8 protein-coding genes are annotated in these 13,416 nt (G+C 43.8%); 1 reads left to right on the top strand and 7 read right to left on the bottom strand.

Annotated elements, in window-relative coordinates:
• Nucleotides 1-4: 4 nt before the first annotated feature.
• The 5 genes from JJN14_RS09605 to JJN14_RS09625 form a co-directional block, all read right to left on the bottom strand.
• The gene (locus JJN14_RS09605) at nt 5-934 is read right to left on the bottom strand and encodes an ABC transporter permease (RefSeq protein ID WP_001032153.1); all 930 of its coding nucleotides are present in this window, start codon (nt 932-934) and stop codon (nt 5-7) included.
• A gap of 209 nt (nt 935-1,143) precedes the next feature.
• Entirely contained in the window at nt 1,144-3,024 is a 1,881-nt protein-coding gene (locus JJN14_RS09610) for a beta-N-acetylhexosaminidase (protein ID WP_201058532.1), read from the bottom strand.
• Complete coding sequence (locus JJN14_RS09615; protein ID WP_201058533.1) at nt 3,018-3,887, bottom strand: ROK family protein; 870 nt, start codon at nt 3,885-3,887, stop codon at nt 3,018-3,020. The genes JJN14_RS09610 and JJN14_RS09615 overlap by 7 nt, the downstream gene beginning before the upstream one ends.
• An 83-nt stretch (nt 3,888-3,970) precedes the next feature.
• Nucleotides 3,971-6,616 carry an alpha-mannosidase gene (locus JJN14_RS09620; protein WP_201058534.1) on the bottom strand — a complete coding sequence of 882 codons (2,646 nt, stop codon included), beginning with the start codon at nt 6,614-6,616 and terminating at the stop codon, nt 3,971-3,973.
• A gap of 99 nt (nt 6,617-6,715) precedes the next feature.
• Nucleotides 6,716-7,996, bottom strand: coding sequence for a glycoside hydrolase family 125 protein (locus JJN14_RS09625; protein ID WP_201058535.1), 1,281 nt, complete (start codon nt 7,994-7,996; stop codon nt 6,716-6,718).
• Between the two features lie 170 nt (nt 7,997-8,166).
• On the opposite strand from JJN14_RS09625, the gene JJN14_RS09630 reads away from it, so the two are divergent.
• The gene (locus JJN14_RS09630; protein WP_201058536.1) at nt 8,167-10,254 is read left to right on the top strand and encodes a GH92 family glycosyl hydrolase; all 2,088 of its coding nucleotides are present in this window, start codon (nt 8,167-8,169) and stop codon (nt 10,252-10,254) included.
• A gap of 273 nt (nt 10,255-10,527) precedes the next feature.
• Here the strand turns inward: JJN14_RS09630 and JJN14_RS09635 are convergent, their stop codons facing one another.
• Both JJN14_RS09635 and adcA read right to left on the bottom strand, forming a co-directional pair.
• A complete protein-coding gene (locus tag JJN14_RS09635) occupies nt 10,528-11,412 on the bottom strand; it encodes an SPFH domain-containing protein (RefSeq protein ID WP_004235732.1) in 885 nt (294 codons plus the stop codon).
• Nucleotides 11,413-11,905: 493 nt separating this feature from the next.
• Nucleotides 11,906-13,411: a zinc ABC transporter substrate-binding lipoprotein AdcA gene (adcA, locus tag JJN14_RS09640; protein ID WP_201058537.1), complete on the bottom strand. Its 1,506-nt coding sequence runs from the start codon at nt 13,409-13,411 to the stop codon at nt 11,906-11,908.
• Nucleotides 13,412-13,416: the final 5 nt, after the last annotated feature.

The raw sequence follows: 13,416 nt of genomic DNA on the forward strand, positions 1-13,416 counted from the left end.
CTTTCTAGAACAAGGCTGAGTTTGGATCAACTCGTCTTGCAAGTAAGTTTGATAGGATAACCAGAATCAAGCCGACTACTGATTGATAGAGACCTGCCGCTGAAGCCATCCCAATATCTGCTGTCTGAGTCAAGCCATTATATACATATACGTCCAAGACATTGGTTACGTTATAAAGCTGACCAGCATTGTGGGGGATTTGGTAGAAGAGACCAAAGTCTGCACGGAAGATATTTCCGACTGCAAGGATAGTCAATACGGTTACCAGCGGTGTCAACTGCGGAATGGTGACATTGCGAATTCGTTGCCATTTGCTGGCCCCGTCCACTGTCGCTGCTTCGTAGTAGGTTGGATCAATTCCCATGATTGTCGCATAGTACATGACACTGCTATATCCAAAACCTTTCCAAATACCTAGGAAAAGTAGGAGATAAGGCCAGATGCCTAAGTTAGCGTAGAAATTAATTTCCTTCATCCCAATAGACTCTAGGAAATGGTTGAAGACCCCTTTATCAATGTTTAGGAAGGCATCTGTAAAGAAACTGATGATAACCCAAGACAAAAAGTAAGGGAACAACATGGAAGTTTGGAAGATCTTAACCATTCTCTTAGAACGGAGTTCACTTAAGATGATAGCAATCCCTACAGATACAATCAAACCGATAAAGATAAAGCCTAGATTGTAGAGGACAGTATTTCGAGTGATGATAAAGGCGTCTTTTGAACTAAACAAGAATCTGAAATTATCGAGTCCGACCCATTTACTATTCACGATACTATCTATAAATCCATTACTGGTCATGTGGTAGTCTTTAAAAGCAACCACGTTTCCAAATACTGGAATGTAGAAGAATAGAATCAACCAGAGTGCACCTGGTAAAACCATCAAGAGAAAGATCCAGTTATCTCTCAAGGTTTTTGAAAACTTATTCATAATTTCCTCCCTTTTTTATTTTGATATCCATCTAAAAATTCCTTTTTAGACTTTTGATAACGATTACATTATTAGTATACTCCTATTTGAAGGTTAGGTTAAACTACTAATTATAGAAAAAACTCCACAAATTATTTTATGTGGAGTACTTTTTTAAGAAAGGGATGTTTCACGAGAAACACCCTGCTCAAGGCAAGGTGTTCTTGTTTTTAAGTTGTATAAATGGTTGAAGCTGTCGCAATAGTATGCCACTGGTTGGCTGTTGTGGCTGCGAAGTCCTTGTCTGCGTAGAAGTCTGTAAATGGCAGAATTTCCACTTCTAACTCATCGATGCGGTCAATCTGACCAGCCAGATAAGCTTCGATACGGCTTTCTGCTCGCTTAATGCGTTGCAAGAGTCCACCCATGCGGATATCGACCGTATCCAAGCCAAAGACCTTGTTTTCTTTCAGCCATTGGTGGCTAAAGAGGGCATGGAAGTCTTCAATTTGGCTTCTGAGTTCTGGTAATTCTTGCCTTGCGATTTCTTGCAGACTTCCTTTATCATCTGCTTGGTAAGCCTGACGAATGCGTCGTCCCACATCGACTTTGCTACTTAAAATGGCATTCAACTGAGCCTGCGTTTCAAAGAGGTAGGCATAGTTGCCAGCTTTTTCTTTAATGTTAGCAAGCGTCTCAGCAGCCTGAGCGAAGTGCGGTTTGTCCTGTTCAGGTGTCATGTGTCGGTCAAGGATTGGACAGAGAACATCCTGATAAAAGACATAGCGGTTGGGATTGATCCCGCTGAGATTGCCTGGTAGATCTGGTAAGAGGTTAGCAAGGTCAATCTGCATAAATTCCTCAACTGATAGGCCTGTATTGGTCTGAAAATGAGCAGACAAACGGTCTAGGTCATTGCGGTAGCTGAGTTCTGCCCAGATTTGCAAGCTTGGTAGGACAGCGAATTGGGCAGTTTCACCACCATTGTCCCCCCAACCCGTCACGATGACTTCTTTGATATCATTGGCACGACAGGCCTTGTTCGCTTCAAGAGCGATAAGACGGCTGAAATGGTTATTGGGTGTGAAACCAATCCACTTCCAAGCTCCCCCTGCAAAGGCAAGGTCATGGCTAATATTGTGATGGTTGCGGAAGTTGCGATTGTATTTTTCCTCGCTATCCTGATAATAGTCCCAGTAAACCAAGGTCACTCGGTCTTTGAGATGGTCTAGGTAGACACGAGTTTCTTCTGGAATTTCCACATCACGGTCGTACTGACCATCTGCTGACATGAGTTTAAAGAACATATCGCTCCACATCTGGCAGTGGAAACCATATTTGTCAGCAATATCCAGCACGCGCTCCAAGTGTTGGCACATGAGGAGACTACGATCCACAACACCGTTCAGAATCAAGTAGCGTCCCAAACCAACCAAGTGGGCTTCGTCCATCCCGATATTGACCTTGCGAGTTTGTAGTTTAGATAGAGTAGCAAACATGCCATCAATCAGGTCATAAACCTTTTCTTCGCCGATAAGAAGGATATCCTCCACATCACGGAGTTCCTGCACTTCCTTGACACCCCATTTAACGAAGGCTGACAAGTGAGCCAAGGTCTGGATACATGGCACAAAGGTCATATCAAACTGCTGGGCATAAGCTTCGATTTCCTGCAACTCCTCTGCTGAATAAGCACCGCGGAAATAGCCAAAGTAAGGCTGCCCTTCAATCTGGTAAGTGTCTTCCATGTAGAGCTCAAAGGTTGAGTAGCCCATGAGAGCCAAGACCTCAACCATCTGCTTGGCAGAAGCCACATTCAGCACCGCATTTCTCGAACAGTCTGCCATGTAGGCTAAATCTTCATAAGCTGCTTGTTCTTCTATCTCTACTTTATCACCTTCTGCTAGAGCTGTTACCAACAAGGACAAGGCACGATAAAATTGGTGAGATTTGCGATAAGTTAGTTGATAATGGCCACCCTCACCCTTGATAGAGATAGAGGCTTGGTCAGACTGAGCGACAGCTACTTCCACATCTGGTAGAGAAATGTGCTTTTGAAGCAACTCTATAGCTTGATGTTGTTTGGGACTAAGTCCTGTAAATCTTACCATTGATTTTCCTCCTGTAACCAGTTGACAAGGGCACCATAGAGATTGGCATCTGCATGATAGGTACAAGCTTGGATAAGAGGTGCGACCGTGTATTCTTCGTAGGCATCGATAAAGTCTTCAACAGCCTTCTTGACACCTTGGATAAAATCTGGATTTTGACTGATAGAGCCTCCCAGACTGATGACATCTGGGTCGATGAGATATTGGATATTGAGCAAGCCTTGCGCCAGATTACGGTTCATGCGCTCAATGGCTTCTTGGCAAAGGGTATTTCCTGCTTCGGCCTCTTGGTAAATCTTGCGACCGTCCCAGTCAGTCTGACCAGACTTTTCAATCACGTATCGAACCATATTTCCAGTTGACGCTAGTTGCGACCAGTTGTTGAGTTTTTCAGCAGGGGCAAGGGTTGTCATGTAGCCAAATTCTCCACCCAAGCCATGGCGTCCTCGGTGAAGCCTACCGTTGATAATCATGGCTCCGCCGATCCCTGTCCCAATCACGACACAGGCTGCATTTTCAAGCTCTGGATGAGCTAGCAATTCACTTAACCCAACGCAGTTGGCATCATTTTCAAGATGGACAGGTAGCTGATATGAGCTAAGCGCCTCATACCAAGAAAATCCGTGAATGTAGGGCACCGCACTGAAGCCATCAATCACACCTGTCTCTTGATTGACCGCACCTGGAACGCTCATAGCAATCCCGCTATAATCCTGCTCTAACAAGCGCTGGTCTAGCCAAGCTAGTAAATCCTCCAAACTTTCTGGCGTTGGAATGCTTGTCTTATTCAGTATTTTCCCATCAGGAGTCAGACTAGCAAACTTAATACCAGTCCCTCCGATATCAATCGTTGCAATGGTCATTGTTTTTACCATAAAAAGGGGCGAATCAGCAGTTAGTTCTTACTTTTTCGCCCCTCCTTTCTTTTTATGTTTACTTTTTGAAATTAAATTTCTTCTTTTTGGATGAATTCTGTACGAATCTCTTGCGGTGCAATGAGGCCTCTATGAACTGGGTATGGTCGTTCAAGTAGGTCAAGGAAGAGATGTTGACTTTCCGGTACACGTACATTTTCACTACACATATTGTAGTAACGAAGAACATAGCCTTCTTCATTTTCAGCCACCTTAAAGGCTGTCGGACAGATTTGCGGTATGCTGAGAACAGAATGACTCAAGAGGCTACCAGTCGCAGCCACGCTTCCTTCTTGTCTAGCAATCTGAAGGCTGGTAAATGGTGTCTGCAAGGCTTTCGCGCGACGAAAAGCTGAAAAGCGTTCTTGGGCTTGGTGGCATTCAATCGCAAATTCGACTTCAAACTCACGCAAGCACTGAGCCTCTGGTGTTGGGAAGTAACCCCAGTCGCCTAACTCACCTGAGGCACGCAAAATAGTCACTGCAATGGTGTCGTCTCCAAGGATTTCGTATTCATTCAATCCCTTGTTGGATACAGTCACACCTTTTTCATCGTCATATAGACTGACAAAGGCTTGTTGGTGTTGAGGATTTTCAGGATTTTCCCATGAAGTAGCTGGTTTGTTTGGTCGTGTCACCACTTCATAAATGCTTTCAGAATCATTGCTTGGACGTGTGTTATGAGTCTTGACTAAGAGACGGATACGGTGGTCTTTGGCAGTGTTAGTAAAGCGAGTCTTGAAGCGGATTTGTGGATTGTCAACAAAGACAGTCAACTCAGTTTCAAGAGGAATGCTTGTCAATTCTTCTGAACGTCCAGCCTCACGCTTCATAAACTCGATGATTCCTTTTTGCTCTTCTTCTAGCGTTTCATCTGCACTGACAGGCACAGTCAATTCATGTTTGAGCAAAATCTTAGCATAGCGAGCTGTGTTTTCCAAGACCTCGTAGCCCTTAAGCTCTGCATAGATAGGCTCTGTTCCTTTTGGTTGGAAATAAATATACTCGTTTCCGACGTCACCACGGTCCTCAAAACGGATAAAATCTTCATAAGCTTCGTGAGTTGTCTTGTCATAAACTGTGATATTGTCATCCACACTCACCGTTACAAATGGCGTATCAATCAATCCGTTTTGGTAGATTCCATCACGGTGTTCTTGTTCTCCTTCCAGCAATTGGAAAGTTGTCCAAGAAAGCGGTGCTAAGTGAACTGGGATGGTCACGCGCACTTGGCGAGCGATACGAGCTTGGCGGAACTTATCTTTTGGTAAATCGTACTCAAAATTAGCTCCGAGGTCTTCGATTTTAGCCTCTACAGGACGCCCATCCAAGTCCTCCACACGGTATCTTGGCAAGGTTAAGGCAGCCATCTTCTTGTAACCTTCTGTTGGGTGCAATTCCTTGAAATCACAAGTCGCCACATCAATCACTGTGCTGACCGTATCAACCTTATCATGCAAGCCCGTGTTAATGACGGTAAAGAGATAATCACTTTGAGCCTTAGCTGTAGCAATTTTACCCTTCCACTCGTTGAGAAGATTACTCTTAACAAAGTTTCCGACTTGATTGACCTTGGCAAAACGCGTTTCCATCTCACGGTGAACTTCGTCCACACTACAGCCACAGATACTATCATGCGGCGCATTTTGCAAAAGAGTTTTCCAAGCATAGGTCAACTGGTCCTTGTGGTTATGACCCCCAGTGATAATAGTCAAGGGTTCTACAACTTGCTCTAGAAGGTTGCTATTTTCTTGGAAGGATTGTTTGAGATAAATACGAGATGAAGAAGTGTTGGCAAGCGTGTACCAACCATCTGTTTCCTGACTGGTCAACTCACCTGTAACCGTTGATAAGTGTTCAGGTAGGGCACCTTCCACAGCTTGAACATATTCATCAAAAGAACTGTGAACAAAGGTCACATCTGGGAAGAGTTCATTGGCCACACGAATAGCTTCACTCAGATTTTTCTGTACAGGTTGGTGATCACAGCCGTTCATCATCAACCATTGGTTGGTCGAAGCGTAGTCACGCACGTCTGATAATTTTTGTTTCCAGAAGGTCAAGGCCTCGTCTTTATCAACTGGAATTTCATTCCCATTACTGTACCAGTTGGCAAAGAGAATCCCGAGGACACGACTACCATCCGCACCCTGCCAGTACATTTCTGAAAACTGGGAAGTAAATTGTTCATCTTCGAGGACTTGGTTATCAAAACCAATCGGCTTCACACCACGCCCAAAAGCGGCTACGTGAATGCCTGATTTTTGAAGGATCTGAGGCGCTTGCCCCATATTTCCAAAGGTATCTGGGAAGTAACCAATCTGGGTTGATTTGCCCCATTTTGCAGCTTCTTGCTGACCAATAAGAGTATTGCGGACATTGGCTTCACTTGAAATCAAGTAATCATCCTGCAAGATGTAAAAAGGACCAATTTTAAGTTTACCTTCGTCGATATAACGTTGAACTTTGTCACGATTTTCAGGGCGAATCTCCAAGTAGTCATCAAGGACAATGGTTTGACCATCCAAGTGGAAGCTCTTGAACTCAGGGTCATTTTCAAAGAGATCAAAGAGATTGTCAAATAATTCCACCAACTGCATACGGTGGCTTTCAAAAGGCAAGTACCACTCACGGTCCCAGTGACTATGTGAGATAATATGTACAACAACATTTTCCATGAAGTAAAACCTCATTCTAAATTTAAATTTTTATTGTTAACATTTTTGGATGTAAATTTGTGATTCTTTCCAAGAATCAGTTGCGCTAAAGCGTGTTCCTTAGCGGATATCCAAGTAATCCAAGACCAATTCACAGAACATCATGTTGGCCCAAGAGAACCATTCACGAGAGTAGAGAGTTGGGTCATCTACGTGGAAGCTTTCATGCATGACGCCTGTCCCCCCATCACAAGCAACCAGCTGATCCAGCAAGAATTTCTTCTCTGCCTTATTCCTTGTTGTCAAACCTTGGATAGAAAGGGCGATTGGCCAGATATAGCGATAGAAGGTATGAGAACTTCCGAGACCGCTAGCGTATTCTCCTTGGTAGAAGTATGGATTTTCAGGGCTCAGAATGGTACGACGAGTTGCTTGATAAACTTCATCATCGACCGAACAGTAACCCAGATAAGGTGCAGCCAGCAGACTTGGTACGTTTGGATCATCCATGATGCTGGCATTTCCTAGACCATCCACTTCAAAGGCATAAATCTTTTCGCCCTTGCTGTTGCTTGTGTAGGCGTAGTTTTCGATACCTTCTTGGATCTCCGCTTTGAGACGCTTAGCATCATCAATAACACTCTCGCTATCAGCTAAGTCTAGTTCTGCAAAGATTTCTTGAACATACCCCAAAACAACAACTGCAAACATATTTGACGGAATCAAGTAACTATACTGACAGCAGTCATCACTCGGACGAAAAGCGGACCAAGTCATACCTGTCACTGCAAAATCAGGGCCAAAGCCATCATTTACCAAGGTATCTTCCTTACGGTCCGTATCTCGGACAAAACGATATGGAGAGTTCTTGTGGTCTTGTTCCACCGTCCAAAGATGGAGAATTTCCTTAGTCGCTGCGACAAAAGTCTCATCAAAATGACTAGTCTCGCCAGTCTCTTTCCAGAGGAGATAAGCCAGCTGCAAAGGATAGCAAAGCGAGTCCACCTCGTACTTGCGTTCCCAAATCCAGCCATTCAGGTCTGTATGGTCGGTCTCGTGGTGCCCCTTCCAGTTTTCCTCAATGTTGAAGGAATTGGCATAAGGATCCTTGAGTACCAAGGTCATCTGACGTTTGACCAAACCTGCAATGGTCTGACGCAGGAGGGCATCCCTTTTAGCCACATGCAGGTAGGGTCTGAGTTGGGCTGTCGAATCCCGAAGCCACATAGCAGGAATATCCCCAGTCAAGACAAAAGTTGACCCATCTTCCAATATTTCAACTGTATTGTCCAAGGTATCTGTATAGCAACGTTCAAAGACATCCACCCACTCTGGATGGTCCTTAGCACGTTCTGCTACTTCATCTAGCCATTCTCTAACAATTTCTTTTGAATAAATCATCGTGCAGTATCCTCTTTCAAACAAGTTTCATTTTCAGTATATAGCTTTTGAGACAGAAAATACATACACAAATGATAGTCATTTTTCTACAAAATAGTTATCTTTAAAACTCCTTTTCTAAAGGCTATCTTTTTCTGATATAATGTAGAAAAACAGCTAAAGGAAAGACTATGAAACCACTACTTGAAACCATCGATACCCGATTTGGAACTGCCAGCAAGTATGCCTTCTCTCGGGGAAATACCCTGCCATACACAGGCGTGCCTTTTGGGATGAATTACTTTGTACCCCAGACCAGCAACCAGGAGGGATCTTGGTTTTTCGACCCACATCTGCCTATATTTCAAGGGATTCGATTAACCCACCAGCCCAGCCCTTGGATTGGCGACTACTCTTGGCTCCTTCTGACACCTGTCACAGGCCAACTGGGTGGAGACAGCCTCTTCCATCGTCAGTCTTCCTATGATATGGATAAGGCCTCTTTCCAACCTCATTATCTGAAGATTTTCTCCCTGCGCTATCAGATTGAAACCCAGCTCACACCGACTTGCTACGGTGCTTCTATTCGTTTGGAGCAAAAGCAAGGAAAAGCTCTCTCCCTCTATCTCCACGCAGCAGATGAACTGACCGTAGAGCAAGTAGATAAGCGGAATCTTGCCCTGCGACAAGAAGGAAAAACTGAAACCAACAAAAATCCACTAACGATGTTCACTGTCCTGCAAATGAATACGGATATTCTTGCTGTTAGCCAAGAAGGTGGAGACTGGCGAATTGACTTAGCAGATAGCCATGCTGAGATTCAACTAGCGACTTCTTTCATCTCCCCTTCTCAAGCTCTAATCAATCTACCTCAAGAAGATTTTGATATCTGTAAAGCAAGTGCCCAAGCGAACTGGGAAAATCTCCTCCATCGTTTTGACGTTATAGAAACAGGAGAGGCCGACCGAACCTTCTTTGACCACTGTCTCTACAGACTCTTCCTCTTCCCACAGACTTTTTATGAGGTTGATGAATCAGGGCAAGCCATCCACATAGATCTGGCTACTGGTACTGTCAAGCCCGGTGTCCTCTTTAGCAACAATGGTTTCTGGGATACCTTCCGCACCACCTTCCCCCTCTTTGCTCTCATCATACCAGAGCATTATCGTCTCTTTTTAGAAGGCTTTCTCAATAGCTACCGCGATACTGGATTCCTTCCAAAGTGGTTGGCTCCAGATGAACGTGGTATGATGCCGGGTACCCTGCTAGATGGTATTATCGCTGATAGCGCCTGCAAGGACATGGCCCCCGACCTAGAAGCAGAACTCCTCCAAGCCATGCTTGAAACAGCCAGCAAGTCCGACCCTCTCGGCATCAATGGCCGCCACGGACTAGCCCAATACCAAGAACTAGGCTACCTCTCTACAGACCACCACGAAAGCGTCAGCCATACCCTAGACTATGCCTATAGCGACTTTTGTATCGCCAGCTGTGCCAAAAAACTAGGGAAAACAGAAATCGCTGATACCTACATGGCTGCTTCACAAAATTACCGCCATCTATTTGACGCTAAGACAGGATACATGCGAGCGCGAGACAGCCAAGGCAACTTCCGCCCTGACTTCTCTCCTTATAGTTGGGGGCGAGACTACGCTGAATGCTCTGCCATTCAAGCAACTTTAGGCGTCCTCCACGACATGCCAAGCTTAATCCAACTTATGGGTGGAAAAGAAGCCTTCAGCAAGTATCTTTTGAAAGTCTGTCAAGAGGCTCCCCTCTTTGAGACGACAGGCTATGGTTACGAGATTCATGAGATGAGCGAAATGGCTACCTCTCCTTTTGGACGAGTCGCTATTTCCAACCAACCTAGCTTCCACATTCCTTATCTCTTCCGTTACAGCCACTACCCTGACTACACTGCCCTTCTTATCAAGACCTTGCGTCAAAAAGCCTTTCATACAAGCTGGCAAGCCTATCCTGGCGATGAAGACAATGGTAGTCTCTCTGCTTGGTACATCTGGTCGGCTCTCGGATTTTATCCGACCTGCCCAGGAAAATCAAGCTACGACCTCGGAATCCCTCTCTTTGACCACCTCCGTATCTACCTAGCTAAAGAAAATAAATGGCTAGATATTCATACTGAGCAAAACCACAGCCATTTTAACTTTGTAAAAGAATGCCGACTGGACAAAACACTCGTATCAACTATTCAACACAAAGATCTCCTAAAAGCTGAGCAACTAACCTTCACCCTCAGCTGGTTGCCAAGTCATCGCTAAATAATAAAAAATCTGCAATCCCCAAAGTTATCCACAAGTCGTGAATAACTATCCCAAACTGTGCTTAACTCTTTATTTACAGGAATTAAAACTACTTTATAATCCTAAAAAGTTACTAGATTGCTCATACCAATAAGAATTATCTCTAAAACAATCAGAAGTTATCCACACTTATCCACAACCTGTTAGTAACTTTTGTGAATCGTCTTGCTTAAGCTAAGACTTATCTCTCACGAACACTAAAAAGAGCCTGACTCCAGGCTCTTTAGTCTATTATTTCTTCTCAGCACGGAGGGCTGACAAGATTTGTGTACGGATATCATCCACACCATTTGGCGTATTTGGTAAAAAGATAGTTTGATTTCCTTTAGAGGCAAAGGTATTCAAAGTATCCAAATATTGGTTGGTCAAGAGGATGGACATGATTTGCTCTTCTGTCATACCAACATTGGCTTCCTTGAGTTCTGTGATAGACTCTGCCAATCCATCCACAATGGCCTTACGTTGTTGGGCAATCCCCACACCATGGAGGCGGTCTTTTTCTGCTTCGGCTTCAGCTGCAGTGACGATTTTAATCTTGTCGGCTTCCGCCAATTCTTGCGCTGCGACCCGCTTGCGTTGCGCCGCATTGATTTCATTCATGGATTGCTTGACTTCTGCATCTGGTTCGACCTTGGTAATCAAGGTTTTCACGATAATGTAACCGTAAGTAGTCATTTCTTCTGCTACTTGGTGTTGAACTTCAAGGGCAATCTCATCTTTTTTCTCAAACAATTCATCCAAGGTTAATTTGGGAACAGAAGAGCGAAGAGCATCTTCGATATAAGATTTAATCTGAGATTCTGGACGCATGAGTTTATAGTAAGCATCTGTCACGCTCTGCTCATTGACACGGTACTGGGTCGCCACATTCATCATAACGAACACATTGTCCTTTGTCTTAGTCTCAACCACAATATCGCTTTGCAACAAGCGCAACTGAATCCGCGCTGCAATCGAGTCAATCCCAAAAGGCAAGCGAATATGAATACCGCTATTAGCAACCTTTTGGTATTTCCCAAAGCGTTCAATAATCGCCACCGACTGCTGACGAACTACATAAACTGTACTCAGTGTGACTATCACCAATAGGAGCACACAAACCACCACAAAAATCATCAAAAATGTTGCCATTATCGTGACCTCCATCATTATTTTTCCTGTATTATAGCACATTTAAAGAAGGCTGTGCAGTTTTTACTGCGATTTTTCCTGAAATGTCAATAATTAGAGGTGAATTGTCACATTGTCGTCTAATCTCTTGCTAAAACAACTGGTAAGGAATTAGGTGCACCATGCTAGTTCTCTCTAACTCTATTGATTATCAACATACTATCTGAGCTTTACAAGTCGTGGACAAAAAAACGAAACAAGTAACGGTTAATCCCTTTAAAAGACTCACAAAAAACATCATTACAATGAACCACACTCCAATAGTTCAAGCATTAAGTGAGGTTGATGATCTAAATTTGATGTGTATACTATTTTTGTCATCGGTTACCGATTACGTTCCTTAGGTATCTGAAAGGTATATAATGAAGTTACCATCTAGTACCCAACCTAATCTAGTATCCAAAAACCGACTAGTTCCTATGATCTAGTCGGTTTCTCATCAATGCGCCAACATTTCTTGAGCGATTTCTTGGCCAGATAGGTTATCTGGGTAGTAGGTTGGCCAGTTGTCCATTTCTTCAAAGAGGGCTTCTTGGCTTGTTCCTCCAAAGAAGATATGGAAATGTTCTGCCTTAACTGGGGCGATATTATGGTCGCTAAACTGAACATACTTGAACTGTCCAGCATCCGCATCTGTGGCTTCAAAGAGGAAGCGCACACCACGATTGCCTTTCTTGTATGTCAAAATTTTCTTACCAACATACTTGTAAGTATATTTCTTGCTTTGTCCACCTTGAACAAATTCCATAGTATTATCAGCAATGTTGATCTTAGTGACATCTGTCTGATAGCCTTTTGTATAGTAAGCCTTGTACTCAGCCTGGGTCATCTTACCAGTCAACTTAGCCTTGTAGTCAAAGACTTGGTCAAAGGTCCCATCTTCAAGGAAAGGATAAACTGATTGCCAGTTACCTGCATAGTCACTCAAAGTGCGGTCCTTGACGTCTGCATCCTCAAAGTAACCATTTTGAACTGTCTTCGTATCCTCTGCCTTTTCAGGCTCAATTGCTGGGCCTTCTTGGTCTGTTGTTTGTTTCAGAGCCTTGAGGTTTTTCTCCATAACGGAGATGTAGTTTTCGCCAGCCTTGGTGTCCTCTTCTGTCAGACTTTCTAAAGGATTGAGGACATCTGTTTTGACACCTGCCTCTTTTGAAAGTGTATTAGCAAGAGCTTGTGAGGCATTTTCTTCAAAGTAGATATAGGCAATTTTATTTTTCTTGACATACTCTGTCAATTCTGCCAGACGTGCAGCTGATGGCTCTGCATCTGGAGAGAGACCTGAGATTGCGACTTGCTTGAGTCCATAGTCCAAAGCAAGATAGTTAAAGGCTGCGTGTTGAGTCACAAAGCTCTTTTGTTTAGCTTGAGATAAACCTTCTGCATAAGCCTTATCCAAGGCTTGCAATTTTTCAACATAGGCAGCAGCATTCTTCTCAAAGGTCTCTTTTTTATCAGGATAATCTGCTGACAAGCTATCACGGATGTGCTCTACTAGTTTAATGGCACGAACTGGTGATAACCAAACATGGGGATCATACTCATGGTGATGGCCTTCTCCGCCATGGTCATGGTCTCCCTCTTCTTCCTCACCACCTGGCAAGAGTAACATATCTCCAGTCGCCTTGATGGTTTTCACTTTTTTCTTATCCAAAGTATCTAGCAATTTAGGGACCCATGTTTCCATGTTTTCATTTTCATAAACGAAGGTATCTGCGTCTTGGATTTTGGCAACTGCCTTGGCAGAAGGTTCATATTCATGAGGTTCTGTACCAGCACCGATGAGGAGTTCTACATTAGCAGTATCTCCTGCGACTTGCTTGGTAAATTCATAGACAGGGTAAAAGGTTGTCACAATATTTAGTTTGCCATCTGCCTGCTTTTGATTGGAACAAGCCACTAAAAACAAGGCACATAGACTGGCGAACAATAAGCTAATTTTTTTCACGTTAG

Origin of the sequence: Streptococcus mitis (assembly GCF_016658865.1) — a bacterium.
In the GTDB taxonomy this organism is placed as follows: Bacteria; Bacillota; Bacilli; order Lactobacillales; family Streptococcaceae; genus Streptococcus; species Streptococcus mitis_BT.

Bases quoted from the DNA above. Each gene is read 5' to 3' on its own strand.
- JJN14_RS09605 (WP_001032153.1), bottom strand. From the start codon at position 934: ATGAATAAGTTTTCAAAAACCTTGAGAGATAACTGGATCTTTCTCTTG.
- JJN14_RS09610 (WP_201058532.1), bottom strand. From the start codon at position 3,024: ATGGTAAGATTTACAGGACTTAGTCCCAAACAACATCAAGCTATAGAG.
- JJN14_RS09615 (WP_201058533.1), bottom strand. From the start codon at position 3,887: ATGACCATTGCAACGATTGATATCGGAGGGACTGGTATTAAGTTTGCT.
- JJN14_RS09620 (WP_201058534.1), bottom strand. From the start codon at position 6,616: ATGGAAAATGTTGTTGTACATATTATCTCACATAGTCACTGGGACCGT.
- JJN14_RS09625 (WP_201058535.1), bottom strand. From the start codon at position 7,996: ATGATTTATTCAAAAGAAATTGTTAGAGAATGGCTAGATGAAGTAGCA.
- JJN14_RS09630 (WP_201058536.1), top strand. From the start codon at position 8,167: ATGAAACCACTACTTGAAACCATCGATACCCGATTTGGAACTGCCAGC.
- JJN14_RS09635 (WP_004235732.1), bottom strand. From the start codon at position 11,412: ATGATTTTTGTGGTGGTTTGTGTGCTCCTATTGGTGATAGTCACACTG.